The organism is Mesorhizobium sp. Primo-A (assembly GCF_003997175.1).
Classification (GTDB): Bacteria; Pseudomonadota; Alphaproteobacteria; order Rhizobiales; family Rhizobiaceae; genus Mesorhizobium; species Mesorhizobium ciceri.
Map to the genome: position 1 here is coordinate 210,541 of NZ_RZTG01000003.1, position 24,066 is coordinate 234,606.

At 63.0% G+C, this 24,066-nt stretch carries 26 protein-coding genes and 1 pseudogene; 9 read left to right on the forward strand and 18 right to left on the reverse strand.

Annotated features, from left to right (window positions below):
* Positions 1-65: 65 nt before the first annotated feature.
* The 4 genes and pseudogenes from EOC83_RS06455 to EOC83_RS06470 all read right to left on the reverse strand — a co-directional run.
* Positions 66-373: pseudogene (locus EOC83_RS06455) on the reverse strand (hypothetical protein); the annotation flags it as partial.
* Between the two features lie 59 nt (positions 374-432).
* Positions 433-2,901: an ATP-dependent Clp protease ATP-binding subunit ClpA gene (clpA, locus tag EOC83_RS06460; protein WP_013531774.1), complete on the reverse strand. Its 2,469-nt coding sequence runs from the start codon at positions 2,899-2,901 to the stop codon at positions 433-435.
* Between the two features lie 6 nt (positions 2,902-2,907).
* On the reverse strand, positions 2,908-3,237 hold the full coding sequence (clpS, locus tag EOC83_RS06465; RefSeq protein ID WP_023812950.1) for an ATP-dependent Clp protease adapter ClpS: 330 nt from the start codon (positions 3,235-3,237) through the stop codon (positions 2,908-2,910).
* Between the two features lie 296 nt (positions 3,238-3,533).
* Positions 3,534-3,863 carry a phasin family protein gene (locus tag EOC83_RS06470; RefSeq protein ID WP_013531776.1) on the reverse strand — a complete coding sequence of 110 codons (330 nt, stop codon included), beginning with the start codon at positions 3,861-3,863 and terminating at the stop codon, positions 3,534-3,536.
* 285 nt (positions 3,864-4,148) lie between these two features.
* On the opposite strand from EOC83_RS06470, the gene EOC83_RS06475 reads away from it, so the two are divergent.
* Entirely contained in the window at positions 4,149-5,558 is a 1,410-nt protein-coding gene (locus EOC83_RS06475; protein WP_013531777.1) for a D-alanyl-D-alanine carboxypeptidase, read from the forward strand.
* A gap of 46 nt (positions 5,559-5,604) precedes the next feature.
* Here the strand turns inward: EOC83_RS06475 and EOC83_RS06480 are convergent, their stop codons facing one another.
* The 4 genes from EOC83_RS06480 to EOC83_RS06495 form a co-directional block, all read right to left on the reverse strand.
* Positions 5,605-6,303: a DnaJ domain-containing protein gene (locus tag EOC83_RS06480; protein ID WP_013531778.1), complete on the reverse strand. Its 699-nt coding sequence runs from the start codon at positions 6,301-6,303 to the stop codon at positions 5,605-5,607.
* On the reverse strand, positions 6,303-7,034 hold the full coding sequence (locus EOC83_RS06485) for a hypothetical protein (RefSeq protein WP_027161546.1): 732 nt from the start codon (positions 7,032-7,034) through the stop codon (positions 6,303-6,305). The genes EOC83_RS06480 and EOC83_RS06485 overlap by 1 nt, the downstream gene beginning before the upstream one ends.
* A gap of 84 nt (positions 7,035-7,118) precedes the next feature.
* Positions 7,119-7,556, reverse strand: a complete 438-nt coding sequence (locus EOC83_RS06490; protein WP_013531780.1) for a DUF1489 family protein — start codon at positions 7,554-7,556, stop codon at positions 7,119-7,121.
* Positions 7,557-7,632: 76 nt separating this feature from the next.
* Positions 7,633-9,036 (reverse strand): L-serine ammonia-lyase, encoded by a 1,404-nt coding sequence (locus EOC83_RS06495; RefSeq protein WP_063167959.1) that lies wholly within the window; start codon positions 9,034-9,036, stop codon positions 7,633-7,635.
* Between the two features lie 178 nt (positions 9,037-9,214).
* On the opposite strand from EOC83_RS06495, the gene EOC83_RS06500 reads away from it, so the two are divergent.
* Positions 9,215-9,928 carry a DUF599 domain-containing protein gene (locus EOC83_RS06500; protein WP_027161543.1) on the forward strand — a complete coding sequence of 238 codons (714 nt, stop codon included), beginning with the start codon at positions 9,215-9,217 and terminating at the stop codon, positions 9,926-9,928.
* On the opposite strand, the gene EOC83_RS06505 is transcribed toward EOC83_RS06500, so the two are convergent.
* From EOC83_RS06505 to EOC83_RS06535, 7 genes are all read right to left on the reverse strand, one after another.
* Positions 9,907-10,698, reverse strand: coding sequence for a YdcF family protein (locus EOC83_RS06505; protein ID WP_063167958.1), 792 nt, complete (start codon positions 10,696-10,698; stop codon positions 9,907-9,909). The genes EOC83_RS06500 and EOC83_RS06505 overlap by 22 nt on opposite strands.
* A 7-nt stretch (positions 10,699-10,705) precedes the next feature.
* Positions 10,706-11,236 carry a hypothetical protein gene (locus EOC83_RS06510; RefSeq protein ID WP_013531784.1) on the reverse strand — a complete coding sequence of 177 codons (531 nt, stop codon included), beginning with the start codon at positions 11,234-11,236 and terminating at the stop codon, positions 10,706-10,708.
* A gap of 1 nt (position 11,237) precedes the next feature.
* On the reverse strand, positions 11,238-12,803 hold the full coding sequence (locus EOC83_RS06515; RefSeq protein ID WP_027161542.1) for an amidase family protein: 1,566 nt from the start codon (positions 12,801-12,803) through the stop codon (positions 11,238-11,240).
* Positions 12,803-13,258, reverse strand: coding sequence for a GNAT family N-acetyltransferase (locus tag EOC83_RS06520; protein WP_013531786.1), 456 nt, complete (start codon positions 13,256-13,258; stop codon positions 12,803-12,805). Before EOC83_RS06520 ends, EOC83_RS06515 begins: the two co-directional genes overlap by 1 nt.
* 8 nt (positions 13,259-13,266) lie before the next feature.
* Positions 13,267-13,554, reverse strand: coding sequence for an Asp-tRNA(Asn)/Glu-tRNA(Gln) amidotransferase subunit GatC (gene gatC, locus EOC83_RS06525; RefSeq protein ID WP_013531787.1), 288 nt, complete (start codon positions 13,552-13,554; stop codon positions 13,267-13,269).
* A gap of 130 nt (positions 13,555-13,684) precedes the next feature.
* Positions 13,685-14,101, reverse strand: coding sequence for a hypothetical protein (locus tag EOC83_RS06530; RefSeq protein ID WP_082826453.1), 417 nt, complete (start codon positions 14,099-14,101; stop codon positions 13,685-13,687).
* A 24-nt stretch (positions 14,102-14,125) separates the two neighbouring features.
* Entirely contained in the window at positions 14,126-14,833 is a 708-nt protein-coding gene (locus EOC83_RS06535) for a metal-dependent hydrolase (RefSeq protein WP_063167956.1), read from the reverse strand.
* A gap of 122 nt (positions 14,834-14,955) precedes the next feature.
* Here EOC83_RS06535 and ruvX point away from each other — a divergent pair, with 122 nt between their 5' ends.
* Complete coding sequence (gene ruvX / locus EOC83_RS06540) at positions 14,956-15,462, forward strand: Holliday junction resolvase RuvX (RefSeq protein ID WP_063170231.1); 507 nt, start codon at positions 14,956-14,958, stop codon at positions 15,460-15,462.
* Here the strand turns inward: ruvX and EOC83_RS06545 are convergent.
* The 3 genes from EOC83_RS06545 to EOC83_RS06555 form a co-directional block, all read right to left on the reverse strand.
* Positions 15,380-15,721 (reverse strand): DUF6105 family protein, encoded by a 342-nt coding sequence (locus EOC83_RS06545; protein WP_063167955.1) that lies wholly within the window; start codon positions 15,719-15,721, stop codon positions 15,380-15,382. The two genes, ruvX and EOC83_RS06545, sit on opposite strands and share 83 nt — an antisense overlap.
* On the reverse strand, positions 15,721-16,290 hold the full coding sequence (locus EOC83_RS06550) for a hypothetical protein (RefSeq protein ID WP_013531792.1): 570 nt from the start codon (positions 16,288-16,290) through the stop codon (positions 15,721-15,723). The genes EOC83_RS06545 and EOC83_RS06550 overlap by 1 nt, the downstream gene beginning before the upstream one ends.
* A 194-nt stretch (positions 16,291-16,484) precedes the next feature.
* Positions 16,485-18,113, reverse strand: coding sequence for a DNA alkylation response protein (locus tag EOC83_RS06555; RefSeq protein ID WP_013531793.1), 1,629 nt, complete (start codon positions 18,111-18,113; stop codon positions 16,485-16,487).
* A 193-nt stretch (positions 18,114-18,306) separates the two neighbouring features.
* Here EOC83_RS06555 and EOC83_RS06560 point away from each other — a divergent pair, with 193 nt between their 5' ends.
* From EOC83_RS06560 to EOC83_RS06585, 6 genes are all read left to right on the forward strand, one after another.
* The gene (locus EOC83_RS06560) at positions 18,307-19,266 is read left to right on the forward strand and encodes an aspartate carbamoyltransferase catalytic subunit (RefSeq protein WP_063167954.1); all 960 of its coding nucleotides are present in this window, start codon (positions 18,307-18,309) and stop codon (positions 19,264-19,266) included.
* Complete coding sequence (locus tag EOC83_RS06565; RefSeq protein ID WP_063167953.1) at positions 19,263-20,549, forward strand: dihydroorotase; 1,287 nt, start codon at positions 19,263-19,265, stop codon at positions 20,547-20,549. The genes EOC83_RS06560 and EOC83_RS06565 overlap by 4 nt, the downstream gene beginning before the upstream one ends.
* A 60-nt stretch (positions 20,550-20,609) precedes the next feature.
* Complete coding sequence (gene plsY / locus EOC83_RS06570) at positions 20,610-21,197, forward strand: glycerol-3-phosphate 1-O-acyltransferase PlsY (protein ID WP_063167952.1); 588 nt, start codon at positions 20,610-20,612, stop codon at positions 21,195-21,197.
* Positions 21,194-22,333 carry a DNA-processing protein DprA gene (dprA, locus tag EOC83_RS06575; RefSeq protein ID WP_063167951.1) on the forward strand — a complete coding sequence of 380 codons (1,140 nt, stop codon included), beginning with the start codon at positions 21,194-21,196 and terminating at the stop codon, positions 22,331-22,333. The genes plsY and dprA overlap by 4 nt, the downstream gene beginning before the upstream one ends.
* A gap of 146 nt (positions 22,334-22,479) precedes the next feature.
* Positions 22,480-23,364 carry a dihydrodipicolinate synthase family protein gene (locus tag EOC83_RS06580; RefSeq protein ID WP_063167950.1) on the forward strand — a complete coding sequence of 295 codons (885 nt, stop codon included), beginning with the start codon at positions 22,480-22,482 and terminating at the stop codon, positions 23,362-23,364.
* Between the two features lie 23 nt (positions 23,365-23,387).
* A complete protein-coding gene (locus EOC83_RS06585; RefSeq protein WP_063167949.1) occupies positions 23,388-24,047 on the forward strand; it encodes a GntR family transcriptional regulator in 660 nt (219 codons plus the stop codon).
* Positions 24,048-24,066: the final 19 nt, after the last annotated feature.

Consider the following 24,066-nt stretch of genomic DNA (forward strand, 5'->3'; position numbering starts at 1 on the left):
ACGAACTCGCCTGCGGCGGCATGCCGGTCAAAACGCCTCAAGGGCGGCGCTGGATGGGTTGGACATTTCCGAAACGCTGTTCGATACGGTCCTTGCCGAAGCTGCTCTGCGAGCGTGTCCGCGCATTGCCCAGGGCTCAGGAGCGACGTGTCGACTTCCAGATCGTACACGCCGGGCCGGTGCACCTCTTCCTGCCACAGGCGCGCCACCGGGCCGCAATCCCATCTCGGGTCGATAGCGCGGCGGCATGGCCTGATCGCAAACGTCGACACCGAGATTGATCCAGACGCCATCGAAGCACTCCTGAACAGCCTTGGCGATGCTTGTTTTTCGATCGCGGCGCACCGTTCAGGATGATGATCTGGCCGATTATGCCTACCCTCGCTCCAATAAAAAAGCCCCGTCTCCGGGGCTTTTTTGACTTTCGTAAGCTCAGTTCTTTCGGGGCAGTTGTGGCACCAGGCTGCGCTTGCCGCCGTCCTTGCCCTTGGCTTCGGGCTTCTGCGCCACCAGCTTCTTGGCCGCCGGCTTTTTCACCACGGCCTTTCTGGACTTCGGCGTTTCTTCCGGCTCTTCCTTCTTCGGCTTCACCGGCGCCTCGTCGGCCAGCGATTCGAGCTTCAGGCCGGTCTCGCCGGTTTCCTTCTTCTCGACGGTGACGCGCACCGTGCCGCCCTTCTTGAGCTTGCCGAACAGCACCTCGTCGGCCAATGGCTTCTTGATGTGCTCCTGGATCACACGACCGAGCGGCCGCGCGCCCATGCGCTCATCATAGCCCTTGTCGGCGAGCCAGGCGATCGCGTCCGCCGACAGGTCGAAGGTGACGCCACGCTCGGAAAGCTGGGCCTCGAGCTGCATGACGAACTTCTGCACCACCTGATGGATGACCGGCACCGGCAGCGAGCCGAACGGGATGATCGCATCGAGACGGTTGCGGAACTCCGGCGTGAACAGCCGGTTGATCGCCTCGACATCGTCGCCTTCGCGCTTGGTCGAGCCGAAGCCGATCGCCGCACGCTGCGCATCCGACGCGCCCGCATTGGTGGTCATGATCAGGATCACATTGCGGAAGTCGATCTGCTTGCCGTTGTGGTCGGTCAGCTTGCCATGGTCCATAACCTGCAACAGGATGTTGAACAGGTCCGGATGCGCCTTCTCGACCTCGTCCAGCAACAGCACGCAATGCGGATGCTGGTCGACGCCGTCCGTCAGAAGACCGCCCTGGTCGAAGCCGACATAGCCGGGAGGAGCACCGATCAGCCGCGACACGGTGTGGCGCTCCATATATTCCGACATGTCGAAGCGGATCAGCTCCACGCCGAGCGACGCGGCCAACTGCTTGGCCACTTCGGTCTTGCCGACGCCGGTCGGGCCGGAGAACAGGTAGGAGCCGATCGGCTTCTCCGGTTCGCGCAGGCCGGCACGCGCCAGCTTGATCGCCGAGGTCAGTGCGGTGATCGCAGTGTCCTGGCCATAGACGACTCGCTTCAGCTCGATATCGAGGCCCTGCAGCACCTTCTCGTCGTCGGCCGAAACCGTCTTCGGCGGGATGCGGGCCATGGTGGCGATCGTCGCCTCGATCTCCTTGATGCCGATAGTCTTCTTGCGCTTGGCTTCCGGCACCAGCATCTGCGAGGCGCCGGTCTCGTCGATCACGTCGATCGCCTTGTCCGGCAGCTTGCGGTCGTTGATGTAGCGTGCCGACAGTTCCACCGAGGCCTTGATCGCCTCGTTGGTGAACTTCACCTTGTGGAACTCCTCATAATAGGGCTTGAGGCCCTTCATGATCTCGATCGCGTCCTCGATGGTCGGCTCGTTGACGTCGATCTTCTGGAAGCGCCGCACCAAGGCACGGTCCTTCTCGAAGAACTGGCGGAATTCCTTGTAGGTGGTCGAGCCGATGCAGCGGATCGCACCCGACGACAGCGCCGGCTTCAACAGGTTGGACGCATCCATGGCGCCGCCTGAAGTCGCCCCTGCCCCGATCACCGTGTGAATCTCGTCGATGAACAGCACGGCGCCAGGATAATCCTCGAGCTCCTTGACGACCTGCTTCAGCCGTTCCTCGAAATCACCGCGATAGCGCGTGCCGGCGAGCAGCGTGCCCATATCGAGCGCGAAGATGGTGGCATTGTGCAGCACTTCGGGAACGTCGCCCTCGACGATGCGCTTGGCCAGGCCCTCGGCGATCGCCGTCTTGCCGACGCCGGGGTCACCGACGTAGAGCGGGTTGTTCTTGGAGCGGCGGCACAGCACCTGGATGGTGCGGTTGATCTCGGACTCGCGGCCGATCAGCGGGTCGATCTTGCCGGCCTTGGCCTTGTTGTTGAGATTGACGCAATAGGCCGTCAGCGCGTCCTGCTGCTGCTTCTTCTTGCCGCCTTCCTCTTGCGGCTCGGCGCCGTTCTGGCCGCCCTGCTCGTCATCGGCGCCGCGCGGCGAGCGTGTCTCCGACGCGCCCGGACGCTTGGCAATGCCGTGCGAGATGTAGTTGACCGCATCGTAGCGGGTCATCTGCTGTTCCTGCAGGAAATAGGCGGCATGGCTCTCGCGCTCGGCGAAGATGGCGACGAGCACGTTGGCGCCCGACACTTCCTCGCGGCCAGAAGACTGCACATGGATCACCGCGCGCTGGATGACGCGCTGGAAACCGGCCGTCGGCTTGGAGTCCTCGTCGTAGCCGGTGACGAGGTTGTCCAGCTCGGTGTCGATATAGGTGAGAACCGTATGCTTGAGCTCATCGAGATCGACATTGCAGGCGCGCATGACGGCGGCCGCCTCGGTGTCGTCGATGAGCGCGAGCAGCAGATGTTCTAGGGTTGCATATTCATGGTGCCGCTCATTGGCGAGCGTCAGCGCCTGGTGAAGCGCCTTTTCCAGGCCTTGGGAGAAAGCCGGCATGTTACCTCACTTCTTCTCCATCACGCATTGCAGCGGATGCTGATTCTGTCGGGCGAAATCCATGACCTGGGACACTTTGGTCTCGGCCACCTCGAATGTATAGACCCCGCACTCGCCCACTCCATGATTGTGAACATGAAGCATGATGCGTGTGGCGGCTTCGCGATCCTTCTGGAAAAAACGCTCCAGCACGTGAACCACGAACTCCATCGGAGTGTAGTCGTCGTTGAGGATGAGGACCCGATAAAGGCTGGGCTTCTTGGTCTTGGTTTTGGTGCGCGTGATGACGGCCGTCCCACGGCCGGCCCCATTGCCGTTACCGTCGCCGTCTTGCATTCGCACCACGCGTCTCGTGGCAGTCAAACCGATCGTCACGTATTCCTGCCTCTTTCGATTCCCCATGCGAGTTCGACATGTAGGTGTTCGATGTACGATTTTAAGCCCTTCTGGTTAGCTGACAATATGGCTAGGTCACCAAACTTGGACGATTTTCGCAATCGTGAAGGGGCGCGAGGCTCTGGAACGGAAATTGACACGAAAAAGCCCGGCCACGTTTCCACGGCCGGGCTTTTTCTCGGGTCAAAAGGCTGAATCTGGGTCACGTCAGGCGAAATCAGTTCGCCCGGGCGAAATTACTTCGCCTTGGCAACGATCGATTCGAATGGCTTGTAGGCTTCCTTGGCGAGTTCGGCATAGAGATCGCCGATCTTGGTAGCCTCGGCGACGAACGCCTCATAGGACTGCTTGGCGTAGTCCGACTGGATCTCGATGGCCTTTTCCAGCGACTTGGCTGAAAACAGCTTCTCCACAGTGGCGCTGCCGGTTTCAAAACTCTTCTTGGTGTATTCACCAGCCTCGGTGGCAATCGCCTGTGCGCCCTTGGAGAGCGACGCGAAGCTCTTCAATCCGGTGTCGGCGAACTCTTTGCCGTATTTGCTGAAGTCCTCATAGGTCTGGGTCATTTCACGATTCCCTTGACGGTTGAGGCGTCCTTCTTCGGGGCGCCCTTGTGCAATGCAAGATAATATATTGTGCGCCGCACAAAAGTCAAGATTTCGCGGGCTCGCGGACCCGCCTGCGCAGCCAATGGCTAAAAATCGAATAAAGAGAGCTTCAAGCACGAAGAAAATGGTGAACGCGGCGGTTACCATAAACGGATTGGTAACGCTGCGCCGGTAGCTTGGCCGGAAGCGAGGCAGGACCCTTTGCCGCCTCCAACGCAACGAAGAAATCCAAGGGAAGTACCAGTGCGTAAGGCGTTGTTGGGCATCGTTTCCAAATCCACCTCCCCTCTCAAAACGATGATGATCATCGCCTTGGCGATGACATTCGTTTTTGGAGACGTTGCCTCGTCGCTGGCGGCCAAGCAGGCGGCCATCGTCGTGGATGCCAAGACTGGCAAGGTGCTTTACTCCGCAGATGCCAACGGCAGGCGCTATCCAGCTTCGCTGACCAAGATGATGACGCTGTACCTGACCTTCGAAGCGATGGCGAAGGGCAAGATCAGCAGGAATACGCCAGTGGTGTTTTCCGCCAAGGCCTCCGCCGAGGCGCCGACGAAACTTGGCGTGAAGCCGGGCGGTTCGGTCACGGTCGAGACCGCGATCCTGTCGATCGTCACCAAGTCGGCGAATGACTCGGCCACCGCGCTCGGCGAAATGCTCGGCGGCAATGAAACCACTTTTGCCCGCATGATGACCGCCAAGGCGCGTGCGCTGGGCATGAACGGCACCGTGTTCCGCAACGCCAATGGCCTGCCAGACCCTGGCCAGTTCACCACCGCGCGCGATATGGCGACGCTCGGCATCGCGCTGCGCGAACATTTTCCGCAATATTACGGCTATTTCTCGCAGCGCTCCTTCCTCTACGGGCGTCAGCGCATCAACGGTCACAATCGCCTGCTCGGACGCATCAAGGGTGTCGACGGCATCAAGACGGGCTACACCCGCGCCTCCGGCTTCAACCTCGTCTCGTCGGTTTCCGACGGCAATCGCCGCATCGTCGGCGTGGTCATGGGCGGCAGTTCCGGCCGCAGCCGCGACAATCAGATGGCCAGCTTGATCAACACCTATCTGCCGAGGGCATCGACTCGCGGCGGTGGCGATCTGGTGGCCAAGGCCGGCGGCAACAACCCGGTCACCGCCCTCGCCCAGGTTCTCCTGCCCAAGCATGACGCTCCGACGCCCGATGACAAGCCTGTTGTGGCGCAGGACGACGCCACCGTCGCCGAGGACGCCACGGTCGCGGAAGACGATACCCCGCAGGCCGAAGAAGCAGCCCCCGTCGTCAAGACCAGAAAGGTCAAGACCGTCATCGTTTCAGCCCCCCAGGTCGCGACGGCCCAGGTCGTCGCTGCCTATGCCGAGCCAACACCAGCGGCCGTCGATCCGGTCAACACGGCGTCGGTGCCGTCGGGCTGGGCCATTCAGGTCGCCTCGTCGCCAAAGCAGTCCGAGGCACAGGCCTTCCTCGACAAGACCACCAAGCAGGCGCCCAAGGTGCTGGCCGACGCCTCCGGCTTCACCGTCGCCTTCGACAAGGACGGCGTCACCTACTATCGCGCCCGCTTCGGCGGCTTCGGTTCGAAGACCGCCGCCTGGAAGGCCTGCACCGCTTTGAAGAAGAAGAACATCGAGTGCTACGCCGTCCAGCAGTAGGACGGCGTGGAAATCATCTCCCGGAAAAATTCTGCGTCGAAGGAGACTAGTTGTGATTGGAGAGCAAGACGTCCTTGGCTTCGTTAATCCGCGCCGCCAGGAAAGACGTGCCGCCGACATCGGGGTGCAGGCGCTGCATCAGGCGGCGGTGCGCCTTGCGGACATCCGCCGCGGCGGCCCCCGCTTCAAGACCAAGGACCTTGTAGGCCTCCTCCTTAGTCATGGCGCCCGGACCTGGCGCAACACCCAGCCCTTCGCCACCGTTCGTCTCAGTGTTTTTGCGCCAGACGGGAAATCTGCCGTCAAGATACGTCTCTAGCAACTGCCGGCTCTCCGGATCACCGGAGAGTTCGCGGTAGAGGTGCTGCAATTCCACCAGCCCCATCGCGCCAAGCATCTTGCCTTCGTGGCGGCCAGCCAGGACCAGTCCTTCGAGGCCGCCGGTATCGTGATCGAGCTCCATTTCCAATGCCGCTGTGCGCACCGTCGAGCGTTTGCCCGGTGCAAGCCCCGCCGGCTGGCGTTTCATTCGCATGGAACCATACCAGGCAATTGCCGCGGTGAGGATCATGCCGCCGACGCCTTCACGGCCGACCACCAGCACGGCGACGCCGACAACTGCCAGAAGAGCCGGCCCAAGCGTTCGCAGCGTGCCCGCCAGTTTCGCTGGCTCGGCACGCAGAAAAATCGTCACCGCGCCGAGCAGCAGCAAAAGCAACGCTACAAAAGCGATGATTGCGCCCATTATTTTCCGCCGCCCCGCAGATGCTCGATCATCAGCCGGTCTTCCGGCCTGCCTCTGGCTTCGAGCGCCTTCAACCCGCCGGTCGCGAACACGGCGACAGCCGAAAGCAGTCCGGCCAGGGTCGCGGCAGCCCGCCGATCAAACCGGAACCAGGCCCCCTTGGACAGCCGCGCAACCTCTTTGAATGCCTTTTCCGCGCTGGAATCATGGCCTTCCTGAAAGACGAAGACAGGAACGCCATGAAGGCCGAGGCTGCCGGCCTTTTCGGCCAGATCGTCGATATCCTCTTCCATCGCATCGCCGATATAGACCAGCGCATTGACCTTAGCGGTTGCCGTCTGTTTCAACGCATGCGCCAGCACCTTGCCGATCTGGGTGTGACCGCTGCGGCACTCGATCCGCGTCATCAGCTGCTTCAAGGCATTGGTGTCGCTCACGAAAGCGGACGAACGGCACTCGCCAAGACCGCGAAAATAAACCAGTTGCACGCTGAGGGTTCCTGCCTTGCCGACGGCGTCGAACATCTGGCCCTGCAGCGTGCAGGCCAGATCCCAGGTTGGCTGGCGGCTCATCGTCGCGTCGAGAGCAAGGATCAGCCTGCCCGAACCGGTCGCCGATGCGGCAAGTGTCCTCGCCTGGCGAATGAAGGCGTCGATCTCGCCAGCGTTGGATTGAGGCTTGATCGGCGCAGGATTGGTCCTCGCTGGCACAGGTTGCTTCTTATCGCTCATAAAAAACAAGATGTGGCGTTGCCACATCGCTTGCAAGCCCCACATCGGGTGGCACAAAGGGCCAGACGGTGATGCCACCTGGGGTCAGAGCAGGCCGAGGTCGGCAAGCTCGCGCCTGAGTTTCGGCGGCATCTCGATCAGTCCGGCCTTGCCCTTGCCCAGATCGAGCGGCGCGTCGGCCGGCTTCAGATAGCGCCAGCCCTGAAAGGCCCGGCGCGGCTGCCAGTCGGTTCGAACAACCTCGGGGTCGAGAATCAGGTGGCAGCGGCCGATGCCTTCACTATCGGTGAACGGCCGGATCTCGGTGATCAGTTGGCGGCACTGCACATTTCCTTTGATCACCCAATAGAGCGAACCGCCATCGGTGACCTCGGCGCCGCGCGTCGGCATCATGCGCGTGGTGTGATATTGCTCGACCGGCTCACCGGCGCGCCGCCGCTCGTCGAGGCGGAAGGCGATCCACTCCTCGAGATCTTCGACGCTGTCGCAGCCGACACAGAGTTTTATGAGATTGAGAGACATCGCTTAAGGTTAGTCCCGCATGCGGACGCGTCAACGACCGGATCGACTTCTCCACAGTGGCAGTTTAGGCCAGCCTTCAGCATTCCACGACGTTGACGGCGAGCCCACCCAGGCTGGTTTCCTTGTACTTCTCGTTCATGTCGAGGCCGGTCTGGCGCATGGTCTCGATTGCTGCATCGAGAGGTACGAAATGGGTGCCGTCGCCCTTGATGGCCAGTGACGCTGCCGTCACCGCCTTGACCGCGCCCAGCGCATTGCGCTCGATGCACGGCACCTGCACCAGCCCGCCAACCGGATCGCAGGTCATGCCGAGATGGTGTTCGAGCGCGATCTCGGCGGCATTCTCGACCTGCTCGGGCGTACCGCCCATGACGGCGCACAGGCCGGCCGCCGCCATTGCCGATGCCGACCCGACCTCGCCCTGACAGCCGACTTCGGCGCCGGAGATCGAAGCATTGGTCTTGATGATGCCGCCGACCGCAGCAGCCGTCAGCAGGAAATCACGAATGCTCGGCTGGTCCGCCTCGGGATGGAAATGCAGCCAGTAGCGCAGCACCGCCGGCAGCGTGCCGGCCGCACCGTTGGTCGGCGCTGTGACGACCCGGCCGCCAGCGGCGTTTTCCTCGTTCACCGCCATGGCGTAGATCGACAGCCAGTCATTGGCGAGCAAGGGATTGGGCTTGTTCTGCTGCCATTGCTCCTGCAGCTTGTCATGCAGCATGCGGGCACGGCGGCGCACCTTCAACCCGCCCGGCATGATGCCGTCCTGCGACAGGCCGCGGTCGATGCAGCCTTTCATGGCGCTCCAGATGCCGTCGAGGCCGGCGTCGAGCGCCTCGCGCGTCATCTGCGTCTCCTCGTTGACGCGTTTCATGTCGGCGATGGAAAGGCCGCTTTTGCCGGCCATGGCCAGCATCTCGACCGCATTCTTGAACGGATAAGGCACTTTCTTGCCTTCCGTCGTCACCGATCCCTTGGCCTTCATCCGCTGCAGTTCCTCTTCGGAAACCACGAAGCCGCCGCCGATCGAATAATAGATGCGCTTGAGCAGCAGGCGGCCGCCGGAATCATAGGCGTAGAACGCCATGCCGTTGGCGTGGCCGGTGAGCGGCGTCTTGCGGTCCAGCACCAGATCGCTGGCCGGATCGAAGCGATAGGTGGGATGGCCGGGCGGCGAAATACGCTTTTCGGCGGCGATGCGACTGGCAATGCCATCGGCCTGGTCGGGATCGACCGTCTGCGGCGTCAGACCGGCAAGGCCGAGCATGACGGCGCGGTCACTGCCGTGGCCGATGCCGGTATAGGCGAGTGACCCGTGCAGGCTGGCGCCAAGGCGGTCGACCTTCACACCCGCCGGGCGCGGCCAGTCATTTCCCGCGACCTCGTCGAGAAACCGCGCCGCGGCGGTCATCGGTCCCATCGTGTGCGAACTCGAGGGTCCTATGCCGATCTTGAACAGGTCGAAAACCGAAAGGAACACGCGGCGTTGTCTCCTGGAGTCAGGTCGAGGACTACATATAGGAATTCCCACGATGTTTCCGCTCTTTTGGAAATCGCGGCGCTGCACCCGCCGACCTTGTTTGCTCCGGCAGCGACATTGGCACGATCGCTGAATGCGGACATCGAAGCGATCGCCCTGAATGTGATAAATTCAGGCCATGGGCGATTCCCTCGATCTTTCGACAGCCGATCTCGCGGCGCTGGCCTTCTTCCTCGTCGCGTGGCTGCTGCACACGTTTGCCTCCGACGGCAAGCTTGTCAGCCGGATGTCGCTGACGACGGCGATGAATGCACAGCGGCAAGCCTGGATGCGGACCATGGCCGAGCGCGAGATCCGCATCGTCGACACCGCCATCATGAGCGGGCTGCAGCAAGGCACCGCCTTCTTCGCCTCCAGCTCGCTGATCGCGATCGGCGGCTGCTTTGCCCTGCTCGGCGCGTCCGACCGGGTTCTTGAAGTGCTCAGCGACCTGCCTCTGGGTGGCGCGCCGTCGCGCGCGGCCTTCCAGATAAAGGTGTTTGGGCTGGTGCTGATCCTGGCGTTTTCGTTCTTCAAATTCGGCTGGGCGTACCGGCTGTTCAATTATTGCACGATCCTGATCGGCGCCGTACCGATCCCGCATGGCGAAGCCTCGCGCAATCCGGTCACCGAAACGGCGGTGTGGCGTGCGGCGCAAATGAACATGCTGGCCGGAAAGCACTTCAACTCCGGCCTGCGCGGCGTGTTCTTCTCGATCGGTTATCTCGGCTGGTTCGTCGACCCCATGGTGTTCGTGTTGTCGACGCTGTTGCTGCTGGCGGTGCTGGTGCGGCGCCAGTTCTTCTCGGCGGCCAGGCAGGCGGTGATCGGTCAGCCGCCCGGAAAAGGCTGATCGATCCGGCCTGACAGCCAGTAGGCAAAAAGCCCGATCCATTCCCGGATGGCCATGGTGGTGGCCCGCAGCGAATCGGCTGGATTGTCGCGGAACAGGCCGACGCCTTCCCGTCCCGAGGTGCGATAGTCGACCGGCCATGGAACGGTTGCAAAGCCGGCCTTGTCGAACAGCGCCTTGGCGCGCGGCATATGGAAGGCCGAGGTCACCAGCAGCCAGGTCTCGCCGGGCTTCGGCGTTACCAACTCCTTGGTGAAGACCGCGTTCTCATAGGTGTTGCGGGACTTGTTCTCCAGGATCATCCAGTCGGCGGCCACGCCAAGCGCGGTGAGCAGGCGCGGCGCGGTTGCGGCATCGCCCTCGCCATCGAGAAACAACGCGCCGGTGCCGCCGGAGACGACCACCTTGGCGGTGGGAAAGCGCCGGGCGAGAATCGCGGTCTCGACCATCCGATCGCCGCTGCTGTTCAGCTCATAGCCGCCGCGCGCCAGATTGATGGCGCCCTCGAAGCCGCCGCCGAGCACGACGATGCCGTCGACCTTTTCCGGCAGCGGCGGGCGTTGAAAGCGCTCTTCCAACGGATTGAGCATCATGGCGCCGAGCGACGTCCATGCTGACAGTGCAAGGATCAAAAATGCCAGCACGCTGCCGGCGGCCGCTAACCGTCGGCGCCCGATCGTGACCGCGAGCAGTCCCGCTAGCAGCAGGAAGATCGCCAGGTTGAGCGGCTGGATGAAGAACCAGAAGATCTTGGAAAGGTAGAAGAACATTGGCTGCCTATCGTCGGCTCGAATTCTCACGACCGATGAAGTGCTCGACGGCACTTGTCACAGCCTCGGCCTCGGGCCGGCTCAACTCCCTGCCGAAAACAAGGACGCCGTTGGTGTTGGTCAACCTGATGACTTCCGACAGCCCCGCTTCATCCGTTGGATAGGTATGGTCGAGGATTTCGGCCTCAAGGTGCCCTTTCAAAGGCAATGAGGAACGATTTCGCACAAAACCCCTGACGTCGCGCACGGCTGCCACGTCGGTTAGCCGCAGGGTTTCCTTGCCGAACACCAGCCACATGAAATCCTTGCCGAGGAAGTAGGTGAAGAGGGCAATGATCGCAGTGAACGACAGCAGTCCGAGAGTGCCGCTGGCGACGTTTGCGGGCGACGTGTCGGTCAATCCCATGTAGCCGGTATAGGCAACGATCGCGGCCCCAACCAGGACGAAGCCCATCCTGAAATCCGAGATGCGCGGTGGGTTGGTTATCAGCAGTTCGTCTTCCGTCTCGACGATGGAAATGCGAGACGGGGGCGGCATGCTACCACCATTTCTCCGGCTGGAATGTGCCGGCGGCTTGCTCGATGACGGCGGCGGTCTGGAACAGGGTTTCCTCGTCAAACGGCCGGCCGATCAACTGAAGCCCGAGCGGCAAACCCTTGGCGTCGAGCCCGGCGGGCACAGCGATGCCCGGCAGGCCGGCCATGTTCACCGTGACGGTGAAGATGTCGTTCAGGTACATCTTGACCGGATCGGCAGCCATGTCCTCGTCGGCGATGCCGAAGGCGGCGGATGGCGTTGCCGGGGTCAGGATGACATCGACGCCGGCGGCGAAGACAGTCTCGAAATCCCGCTTGATCAGATTGCGCACCTTCTGCGCCTGCAGATAGTAGGCGTCGTAATAGCCGGCCGACAGCACATAGGTGCCGATCATGATACGGCGCTTGACCTCACGGCCGAAACCGGCGGCACGGGTCTTCTCATACATGTCGACGATATCCTTGCCCGGCACGCGCAAGCCGTAGCGGACGCCATCGTAGCGGGCGAGGTTGGACGAAGCCTCGGCGGGCGCCACGATGTAATAGGCAGGCAACGCATATTTGGTGTGCGGCAGGGAAATATCGACGATCTCGGCGCCGGCGTCCTTCAGCCAGGCAATGCCCTTCTGCCACAGCGCTTCGATCTCTTCGGGCATGCCGTCGACGCGGTACTCCCTGGGAATGCCGACCTTCATGCCCTTGATCGGCTTGCCGATCGCGGCCTCATAGTCCGGTACCGGCATGTCGACCGACGTCGTGTCCTTCGGATCGACGGAGGCCATCGACTTCAGCAGGATCGCGGCATCGCGCACGTCACGAGCGATCGGGCCGGCCTGGTCGAGCGACGAGGCGAAGGCGACGATGCCCCAGCGCGAGCAGCGGCCATAGGTCGGCTTGATGCCGACCGTGCCGGTGAAGGCGGCCGGCTGGCGGATCGAGCCGCCAGTATCCGTCGCGGTCGCGCCGGCACACAGGAAGGCCGACACTGCGGTTGCCGAACCGCCGGAAGAACCGCCCGGCACCAGCTGCGCATTGTCCAGGCTGCGCGCGGTCCTGGTGCCGCCGGCCGAGACGAAGCCGCCATCACCCTGATGCGTCGTCGGCATCACCACCGTGTCTAGGCGCGAGCGCCGCCACGGATTGATGACCGGGCCATAGTAGGACGTCTCGTTGGACGAGCCCATGGCGAACTCGTCCATGTTGAGTTTACCGAGCATGACGGCGCCGTCGGCCCACAGATTTGACGTAACGGTCGATTCGTAGCGCGGCTTGAATCCGTCCAGCACATGACTGCAGGCCTGCGTATGGACGCCTTCGGTGCCGAACAGGTCCTTGATTCCGAGCGGGATGCCTTCCAGCGCACCGCCCTCGCCCTTGACCAGCCTTGCGTCGGACGCCTTGGCCATGTCGCGCGCCTTGTCGCCTGTCACCGCGACATAGGCATTGAGCGCGGGATTGGCGCGATCGATGGCCGAGAGATAGGCCTCGGTGATCTCGGTCGCGGTGATTTCCTTGCCGTGCAGCTTGGCGCGGGCCTGTGAAATCGTCAGCTGGGTCAGGTCGCTCATCAAAGGCTCTTTTCGTAAAACACCGACCACTCGGAATCGGGATAATCCAGCACCGGGCCGCAACGCGAAAACCCGGCGCGTTCGTAGACGGTCCACGCCGCGGGGTGACGGTCGCCCGTCTCCAGCACCAGGCGCTTCAGCCCCTCGTTGCGCGCCAGCGCCTCGACCTGCTCGACGATTTTCGCGCCGATCTTCTGCCCGCGATGCGAGGGCCGCGTGTACATGCGCTTGACCTCGCCGACAGCGCCGTCATGGCGTTTCAGCGCACCGCAGCCAATGGCCATGCCGTTGTCGCGGGCGATGAAGACAGTCGTGTCCTCACCAGCCATCTGCTCGACCGTCAGATGGTAGCAATGCTCCGGCGGCGTCAGTTCGAGCAAGGTCTGGTTGAGTTCCTCGACCAGGCCGCGCACGTCGTCCTGCAGTGGCGTTTCAATGGCGATGTCGATTGCCATCGGCCGGTTTACTCCACGACCTTCGGCACGAGGAAGAAATTCTCTTCGGTCGCCGGCGCGTTGGCGACGATGTCAGCTGCCTTGCCGCCGTCAGTAACAACGTCCTGACGCTTCTTCATGTCCATCGGCGTCACCGAGGTCATCGGTTCGATGCCGGAAACATCGACCTCATTCAGCTGTTCGACGAAGCCCAGAATGGCGTTCAGCTCGCCGGTCATCCGTTCGGCATCTTCCTCGCTCACCGCAATGCGGGCGAGATGCGCGACGCGCTTCACTGTCTGAAGATCTACGGACATGTTTTTGCCTCGGGGAAAACCAGTTCGGGCTATAGCGGCGCCGCGCGCGCTGCGCAACATGCATCGTGCGAGAGACCAGGCTGCGGCGGCGGCCTAGTCTTCGGCCATCGATCCACGCACAGGATGATGTCTACGGCAGGGCAACGCCCTCGCACAGATAGTAGCTGCCGCTGTTGCCGCTTGCTTCGCTTTCGTCGTTGACGGGCCGGACCGACACGAGATCGATCTGCTTGTCGTTCATTTGCGTCACCGAGAGGACATCCGGGAAGACATAGCCCGGTTCCTGGCAGAGGGCCGTCACCGCCCAGCTCGGCGAAGCGGTCGCCTTGCTGACCTGCAGAAACTCGCAATTGTATTCCACGCTCTGCAGGCCGTGCGCCGAAAGCACGATGTTGCCGGCGTCGATCAGCGTTTGCAGCGTGTCCTTTTTGGCCTGCGTGCAAAGCTCTTCGGACTGAAGGTAGACGCCTTCGATGAAATCATCCGCGGCCAGCGCGGGCGACGCCGCGACAAACATGGAAACGCAAAGAGATCGCCCCAATACCATGGATTTATTCCACTTTAGCTGTTTCTAGATCGTAATCGTCTCACCGATTTTCGGCAACGCCAGCCTTACACCGGATCCTTCCAGGCCGGCCTCGAACTTATCGGCGGTCGGGTCGATCATCGGAAACGTGCCGAAGTGGCAGGGAACCACGGTGTCGAATTTGAAGAAGCGCCGGCAGGCAAGTGCCGCCACCGCGCCGCCCATGGTGAAGCGGTCGCCGATCGGCACCAGGCCTATCTTCGGCTCATGCAACTCGTTGATCAGCGCCATGTCGGAGAAGATGTCGGTGTCGCCCATGTGATAGAGCGTTTTGTCTTCCGCGAAATGCAGGACGAGGCCGCCCGGATTGCCGAGATAGGTGTTCTGGCCGCCCTCGCCCGGGAACGAGGATGAGTGCAGCGCCTGGACAAAAGTGGTGGTGAAGCTGCCGCAATCGACGGTGCCGCCGATGTTGCCGGGATTGATCTTCTTGTCGCTGACGCCCTTGCCGACCAGATACATGCAGATCTCGAAATTGGCGACGAGCTGGGCGCCGCTTTTGCCGAGCACCTCCACCGCGCCGCTGATGTGGTCGCTGTGGCCATGCGTCAGCAGCACATGCGTGACACCCTCAGCCGGGCCCTCCCAGCCACCCGTCCATGACGGATTGCCTATCAGATAGGGGTCGATGAGGATCTTGGCATCAGCGGTATCGATCCGAAAGGCCGAGTGGCCGTACCAGGTCAGTTTCATGAATGCATTCCTCGATTTTTGACTTGCCAAAGGATAGAACGCCAATGGCCCCGAGATCAAAGGGTTACTTGTCCGCCACGCGTTTGACAAAACACCTGGTGGTGAAAGGCGAAGGACGGCCGGTGGGCATTATCGCGATCGAAGAATTGCCGGCGCGGTTAGCCGGCGGCAAGACGCTGGCGGGGCTTGACCTCGGCGACAAGACGATCGGCGTCGCGGTCTCGGACCAGAGGTTTTCCTTCGCCCATCCGCGTCCGGTCATCATGCGAAGGAAATTTTCGCTCGATGCGGCGGTGCTGCTCGCCTTGCTGCAGAAGGAGAATGCCGGCGCCGTGGTGATTGGGCTGCCGATCAACATGGACGGCTCGGAAGGTCCGCGTGCGCAGAAATCGCGCGCCTTCGTCCGTAACATGGCACAAATGAGCGACCTGCCCTTCGTGCTCTGGGATGAAAGGCTATCGACGGTCGCGGCCGAAAGGACGCTGATCGAGATGGATTTCTCGCGCCGCAAGCGCGCCGGCAAGATCGATTCGGCGGCAGCCGCGTTTATTCTGCAGGGAGTTTTGGACCGGCTTCAGTCGCTCCACGCATCCGCTCGAACGGAACCGGATCCGCCCAGCGCTGTCTGACCCAGCCGGCGATTTCGCGGCGACGGCGGAATGCCCAAAGCGCCATCAGCAGCAACCCGTCGAAGACGCACGTCTTCGCCACCATGCCGGGGATGATCGCCGGATCGATGCCGAGCATCTGACCGTAGAGCCGGAAGAAGAAGTCGTGCATCTGTCGGCTGAGCATCGCGTAGCCGAAATTGATGTCATTGGCCGACAGATAGAACCAGCCCCAGAAAATCGCCATCGGCGCCGCCCAGCATCCGAAGATGTAGCGCATCAGCGGCCTCCCCTGGGATTGGAGCCGGTTTTGGACACCGTTCGGCCTGATATGAGTGAAAGCAGCGAATTGTGGGCTGCGGCTTTTGCCATGCCGTGCGCGACGGCATGGATCTCGCCTTCGCCCGAAGCCGCTGCCGCAACCACGGACCGCCGTTCGGCAAGCATGGCGACATAGGATGCCAGAAGTGCTGCCAGCTGCACGGCAACAGCCATGAACAGCCCGTTTATGCCTTGCGCAGCACCCCCGATGACGATCAGCGACAACACGCCGGACGCGCAGATGAAGGCGATGCGGGCAACGCTGTCGGCGTCCGGGCTGGTCGCGTCGTTGACCAGGGCTTCGACAAAGGCCCAGAAAAACAGAACCGCGACGACCAGCAATGCGGTGGCAAGCGGCGCCACGACAACGAAATTGTCGAGGTTGACGAAGCGGGTACCCTCGATTGTGGCACCGATCACGCCGAGCGCCGCCGCCACACCACGGTTTCCGTCGATGCAGATGAGCGCAAGCAGGGCGAAAACAATCGTCCAGTGCAAGGTCAGAAAAGAGGTCAGTACCTGTCGCATCGGTGTTCCTGCTTCGCAAAGCAGGAGACGGCCAATCTGAACCATTGCCTGCTTGCGCCGGGACAGTGGGCCTTGCCGCTCGCCATCGCAACGGAAACCATTTGTTAAGGTTAACGGAAATTAGCCATATGCGAGAGGATACGGACCAACGCCTCAAAACTGTGGATGGCGCCGGTTTTTGCGATGCTCGCGGCTCAGTTCACTGGCGGATAGAGCGTGTCGATGATCATGCGTGCATCGTGGCGCGAATCGATCATGCCATAGGTGTTGCGCCATTGGCCGGCCAATCGCGTCTCGACGAAAGCGTCGGCGATCCGCCCTGCCCCCAGACGGCGCAATTCCGCCGCCGCAGCCGACAGAGCCAGCTGCTCGGTGAGCAGCCGAGCCGAACCTTCGTCGGTTGAAGCGACCTGCATCGCCGCCTTCAGCACGCCGATCGTGCCGCGTCCGCCGGCGCCGAGATCGCGGTCGATGCCGGCCAGCACATCCTCGAACAGGCCGGGCGCACGGCCAAGCACGCGCAGCACGTCGAGCGCCATGACATTGCCCGAGCCCTCCCAGATCGCGTTGACCGGGGCCTCGCGATAATAGCGGGCGAGCGGCGCCTCCTCGACATAGCCATTGCCGCCGAGGCACTCCATCGCCTCATAGAGCAAAGGCGGCGCGATCTTGCAGACCCAGTATTTGACGACCGGCGTCATGGCGCGGGCAAACGCCGCTTCACCGCGGTCGCTGGCCGCCTCGTCGAAGGACCGCGCCAGCCGGAACGACAGTGCGGTGGCGGCGGCGACATCGAGTGCCATGTCCGCCAGCACGCGCTGCATCAACGGCTGCTCGATCAGGGTCGAACCGAACACCTGACGATGGCGGGCATGATGAACGGCCTCGGCGAGGCCCGCGCGCATGATCGCCGACGAGGCGATGGCACAATCGAGCCGGGTGAGCGTCACCATGTCCATGATCGTCTTCACACCGGCACCGGGTTCGCCGACCATCTCGCCGATGGCATTGACGAATTCGACTTCGGAGGATGCGTTGGAACGGTTGCCGAGCTTGTCCTTCAGCCGCTGGAAGCGGAAGCCGTTGCCCGAGCCGTCACCGAGAACGCGCGGTACGAGGAAGCACGACAGCCCCTCCGGCGCCTGCGCCAGCACCAGGAAGGCATCCGACATCGGCGCCGACATGAACCATTTGTGCCCGGTCAGACGATAAAAACCGCTGCCGGCGCGTTCCGCCCTCGTCACATTGGCGCGCACATCGGTGCCGCCCTGTTTCTCGGTCATGCCCATGCCGAGCGTCAGCCCGGTTTTCTCGACCGGCGGCTTTTGGCTCTGGTCATATTTGCGCGTCGTCACGCGCGGCGCCCATTCACGAAACAGTTTCGGGCTGGCCATCAAGGCCGCCAGCGAAGCGTTGGTCATGGTGATGGGGCACAGATGCCCGGTCTCGAGCTCCGCCGTCAGATAAAACCGGGCGGCACGGACCTGATGGCGGCGGCCGATCTCGGTGTCGCCGTTTTCCCACACCGAGGAATGCAGCCCATTGGCCACGGAGCGGCGCATCAAGGCGTGATAGGCGGGATGGAACTCGACCACGTCGATGCGCCGTCCTTGGCGATCATGCGTCCTCAGCTTCGGCGTCTCGACATTGGCGAGGCGCGCCAGTTCCTGCGCCTCCTGCGTCAGCACGAAACGGCCGAGACCGTCGAGTTCCCGGCGCACCGGATCGGAAAAACGCTCCGCGAGCTGGATCAGCAACGGATCGCCCCGCCAGGCGTTGCCGCCCGTCAGCGGCGGCGGCTGGTTCGTCACGTCGTCGGTCACGCCCAATCCTTCTATCGTCAGAAAGCCACGAATCCGAGGCTGTCGGCTAGATATAGCCAAGCCATGCAGCGCGCGCGATGAAAATACCGGCCGATACAATCGGCCATCTACACGAAAAAAATGAGGAGAACGGTTCCAATGCAAAGCTGGCGCTTGCAGCCGCAAAGTCTCCACCCTATAGCAGCCCCTTGAGATGACCGACGCTTCGTCCCCCTATCCTCAACGCCATCTTCTGGGCATCCGCGACCTTTCCCCTGCCGACATCGAGCTGTTGCTCGACAGGGCGGACCGGGCGGTCGCGATCTCGCGGCAGTCCGAGAAGAAAACCTCGACGCTGCGCGGCCGCACACAGATCAACCTGTTCTATGAAGCCTCGACGCGCACGCAGTCGTCGTTCGAACTGGCCGGAAAGCGGCTTGGCGCCGATGTCATGAACATGTCGGTGGCAAGCTCTTCGGTGAAGAAGGGCGAAACGCTCATCGACACGGCGATGACGCTGAATGCCATGCGGCCCGACATATTGATCATCCGCCACCAGTCGGCCGGTGCGGCCGCGCTTCTCGCGCAGAAGGTCGGCTGCTCCGTCGTCAATGCCGGCGACGGCGCGCATGAGCACCCGACACAGGCGCTGCTCGACGCGCTGACCATCCGCCGCGCCAAAGGCCCGCTGTCGAAGCTGATCGTGGCGATCTGCGGCGACATCCTGCATTCGCGCGTGGCGCGCTCCAACATCATGCTGCTCAACGCGCTCGGCGCGCAGGTGCGCGTCGTTGCGCCGTCGACGCTGCTGCCCACTGGCATCGAGAAGATGGGCGTCATCGTCACCCGTTCGATGGCCGAAGGCCTCAAGGACGCCGATGTGGTGATGATGCTGCGCCTGCAGCGCGAGCGCATGGAAGGCGCCTTCGTGCCTTCGGTGCGCGAGTATTTCCGCTATTTCGGCCTCGATGCGGAAAAACTGAAGGCGGCCAAAGACGACGCGTTGGTGATGCACCCCGGACCGATGAACCGTGGCGTCGAGATCGCTTCGGAAATCGCCGACGGCCCGCAAAGCGTCATCCAGGAACAGGTCGAAATGGGCGTTGCTGTGCGCATGGCGGTCATGGAAGCGCTGCTCGATCCCCGTCGCAATCAAGAGGGCCGCGGCGCATGAGCATAACGGTCTTTGAGCGCGCCCGCATCGTCGACCCCTCGCGCGGCATGGACGAGATCGGCGCCGTCATCGTCGATGGCCGCAAGATCGTTGCCGCCGGCAAGCCAGCGCTCAACCAGGGCGCGCCCGAGGGCGCCACCATTATCGACTGCGCCGGCAAGGCGATCATTCCAGGCCTTATCGACGGCCGCGTCTTCATCGGCGAACCGGGCGGCGAGCATCGCGAAACCATTGCGTCGGCGAGTGTCGCGGCGGCGGCTGGCGGCGTCACCTCCATCGTCATGATGCCCGATACCGACCCGGTGATCGACAATGTGGCGCTTGTCGAGTTCGTGCTGCGCACCGCCAAAGACACGGCTATCGTCAACGTCTTTCCGGCTGCGGCGATCACCAAGGGCCTCGACGGGCGCGAGATGACCGAGTTCGGCCTGCTGCGCGAAGCCGGCGCGGTCGCCTTCACCGATGGCCGCCACACCATATCGAGTGCGCTGGTGATGCGCCGCGCGCTGACCTATGCGCGCGACTTCGGCGCCACCATCGTGCATGAGACGCAGGATGCGGACCTCGGTTCATCCGGCGTGATGAATGAAGGCCTCTACGCCAGCTGGCTCGGCCTTTCCGGCATTCCGCGCGAGGCCGAATCCATCCCGCTGGAACGCGACCTTGCGCTGGCGCGGCTGACGCGCGGTTCGTACCATGCGGCGAAGATCTCGACGGCGATGGCGGCAAACGCCGTGACGCGTGCCAAGGCCGACGGGGCGACGGTGACGTCGGGCGTGGCGATCCACAATCTGTCGCTCAATGAAAACGATGTCGGCGAATACCGCACCTTCTTTCGCCTGACGCCGCCATTGCGTGCCGAGGAAGACCGGCTGGCGATGATCGAGGCGGTCAGGGACGGTACGATCGACGTCATCGTCTCCTCGCACGATCCGCAGGATGTCGACACCAAGCGCCTGCCCTTCGCCGATGCGGCGGCCGGCGCCATCGGGTTGGAGACGCTGCTGGGCGCGGCCTTGCGGCTCTACCACAATGGCGACGTGCCGTTGCTGAGGCTGATCGAGACCCTGTCCACGGCCCCGGCAAAACTGTTCGGACTGCCCGGTGGCACGCTGAAGCCCGGCGCTGTCGCCGATCTTGCGCTTGTCGACCTCGACGAACCCTGGATCGTCAGCGAAAGCGGCATTCGTTCGCGCTCAAAAAACACCTGTTTCGAAGGTGCGCGCCTGCAAGGCAAGGTCTTGCAAACGCTGGTTGCGGGCCGCACAGTGTTCTCCGTCTGAGCCGGACAACCCGCGCACCGCGCCTGATCCGGCCAAACTGGGGGAAATGCGGGGGAAACAATGACTTACAGCCTCATCCCAGCGCTTGTGTTCGGCTATCTCCTGGGCTCGATTCCGTTCGGACTTCTGCTCACCCGCGCGGCCGGCCTTGGCGATGTGCGCCAGATCGGCTCGGGCAACATCGGCGCCACCAATGTTCTGCGCACCGGCAACAAGGGCCTAGCCGCGGCGACGCTGTTGCTCGACGCGCTGAAGGGCACGGCCGCCGTGCTGATTGCTGGCTATTTCGCGCCTGACCTGGCGATCTGGGCCGGTCTCGGCGCCTTTCTCGGTCATCTCTTCCCGGTATGGCTGGGCTTCAAGGGCGGCAAGGGCGTCGCCACCTATCTCGGCGTGCTGATCGGCCTTGCCTGGCAGGTAGCGCTGATCTTCGCCGTCGTCTGGCTGGTGATGGCATTCCTCTTCCGTTATTCCTCGCTTGCGGCGCTGACGGCGGCGGTCATCGTGCCGATCGCCCTCTATGTCCTGAGCACGCCGCAAATTGCCGGATTGTTCGTGGTGATGAGCGTCATCGTTTTCATCAAGCACCGGGAAAACATTTCGCGCCTGCTTGCCGGCACCGAGGGCAAGATCGGAGCCAAGGGATGAGCGAGCCGACCGCCGGGCCGCGCCTCAGCGACCGGCAGCGGCTGAGCTGGCTACGACTGATCCGCACCCAGAATGTCGGCCCTGCCTCCTTTCGCGACCTGATCAACCGCTTCGGCTCAGCCGAAGCGGCGCTTGAAATACTGCCGGAACTGATGATTTCGGGCGGCGCCATCCGGATCGCCCGCATCCCGTCCGTTGCCGAGGCCGAGGCCGAACTGGAAACAGCTGGAAAGGCCGGCGCCCGCTTTGTCGGCATCGGTGAAGCAGACTACCCACCCCTCTTGCGCAACATGGATCATCCGCCGCCCCTGCTGGCGGTAAAGGGCAACGCAGCTGTTTTCCGGCTGCCGGGTGTCGCCATAGTCGGGGCACGCAACGCGTCGCTGGCCGGCATCAAGATGGCGCGCATGCTGGCAGCCGACCTCGGCCGCGACGGCTACGCAATCGTCTCCGGCCTGGCGCGCGGCATCGACACAGCGGCGCATCAGGGCAGTCTTGCGACCGGCACGATCAGCGTGCTGGCCGGCGGCCTCGACCAGCCTTATCCGCCTGAAAATGCAGGCCTGTGCGAAGAGATTGCCGAGCGTGGCGCCATCATTTCGGAGATGCCGTTCGGCTGGCAGCCGCGCGCTCAGGATTTTCCGCGCCGCAACCGCCTTGTCGCGGGTGCGGTCCTTGGGCTGGTGGTGGTCGAGGCAGCGCAACGCTCTGGGTCCCTGATCAGCGCCAGGCTTGCCGGCGAAATGGGCCGACTGGTCTTCGCTGTACCGGGCTCACCGCTCGATCCACGCGCCGCCGGCGCCAATGGCCTGCTCAAGGATGGCGCCACCCTGGTCACCGAGGCATCGGATATTTCCAGGGCAATCGCGCCGCTGACCGGCATGCGGGCGCCCGACGTGCCGCCGTTCGAAGAGCCGCCCGACTTCTTGGCCGCACCACCGCCCGGCGAAAGCGATCGCGCCCGAGTCATCGAGGCGCTCGGCCCGACGCCCGTCTCGGTCGACGAGATCATCCGCCACACTGGCCTGCACCCGGCCCAAGTGTTCATGGTGCTGCTGGAACTCGACCTCGCCGGCCGGCTAGAACGCCATGCGGGAGGACATGTTTCGCTGGTGTTTGGGGATTCTTCTGTCTGACCGACACCTCCGGTGTGACGCTGTTCGCTTCCCAGCAAGAAGATTCGCCCACGTCATCCGGGGACAGAAAAAACGCACCAACCAGATTTACAACTGACATGTTAGTGAGATATCACTGCCTTCGAACTTCTTTTCGGAGACTCCCGGTGACATCACGTTTTGGCCTTTCGGCCGCCCTCGCCACGCCTTTCGATGCCTCCGGGCAGATCGCCACCGCCCTCATGGTCGCCCAGGCCAAGCGTTGCCTGGCGGAGGGGTGCACCAGTGTTACGCTTTTTGGCACCACCGGCGAAGGCGCATCGGTTGGCACCGGGGAGCGGCGGTCGGTGACCGAAGCCATGCTGGCTGCCGGCATCCTGCCGCATCAGCTTGTTGCCGGCGTGCTGGTCGATGCGGCCGAAGACGCCGCTGAGCAGGCCCGGCATGCCTTGCAGCGCGGCGCCCGCAACATTCTGCTGGCGCCGCCGAGCTACTTCAAGAATGTCGGCGACGATGGTCTTTTCGGCTGGTTTTCCACTGTCTTTGCCGTGCTCGGTCCCCTCGCCCGTGGCGTTCTGCTCTACAACATTCCGTCGGTCACCATGGTGCAGCTCTCGCTTGACCTGATCGGCCGATTGCGTACGGCTTTTCCGGATGTCATTGCGGGGGTCAAGGATTCCGGCGGGGATTGGGACTACAGCGAGGCGCTGCTCGGCGCCCATGGCGATCTGGTGATCTTGATCGGTGACGAGCGGCATCTGGCACGAGCCGTGCGAATTGGTGCTCAAGGCGCAATCTCCGGCATGGCCAATTTCGTTACCAGCGAAATCCGGGCCATGGCCGGGGACGGGCGCGACGACACACGCGTCGAGCGTTTCGTGCTCGAATTGCTCAAACACCCGGTAACGCCGGCGGTGAAGGTCATGGTGGCGCGCAAAACCGGCGACGACCGCTGGCTGGCGGTCCGTCCGCCGCTGGAGCCGATCGGTTCGCAGGGGCGACAACAGCTGGCTGACGCCTATGATGGGCTGTTTGCCAGGGAATCAGCCTGACCGGCAAAGGGATACGCGCTGAAATGGAAGACGGCAGCGAGCCGACCACGCTTAGGGAAAAAGCCTATGCCAGCTTCACGCGGCATTTGCTGGCCCGCGATCTGCTGCCGGGCCAGTTCGTATCGCAGCGCGAACTGGTCGCCTTCACCGGTCTGCCGCTCGGCGCCATTCGCGAAATCGTGCCGCGTCTCGAGGCCGAAGGGCTTCTGACGACGATCCCGCAGCGCGGCATGCAGATCGCCCATATCGACATCAGCCTGATCCGCGAGGCTTTTCAGTTCCGCCTGTTCATGGAACGCGAAGCGGTGGCGCTGTTCACCGTCAGCGCTTCCGATGACGAACTTGCCCGCCTGCGGCGTGAACACGAGGAGATGCTGGCTCAAGCCCTTTCGCAGGCGCCGACGCCGGAAATGGAAGCCAGGGCGCAGAGCATCGACTGGGCGATGCACGACACTTTCATCGATGCGCTGGGCAACGAGATCATCGCCAAGGCCTATCTGGTCAACTCGGTGAAGATCCGGCTGATCCATCAGGAGCGCTTCCGCATCGACGGGCGCGTCGTGCCGGTCATGCGTGAGCACCTTGCGGTCATCGAAGCCATGGAAAGCCGCGACCCGCAGAAGGCGGTCGAGGCGATCAGCCTGCACATCGACAAGGCGCGCCGGCTGGCGCTGCAAATCTGAGGAAGCATGAGCCGCGTCG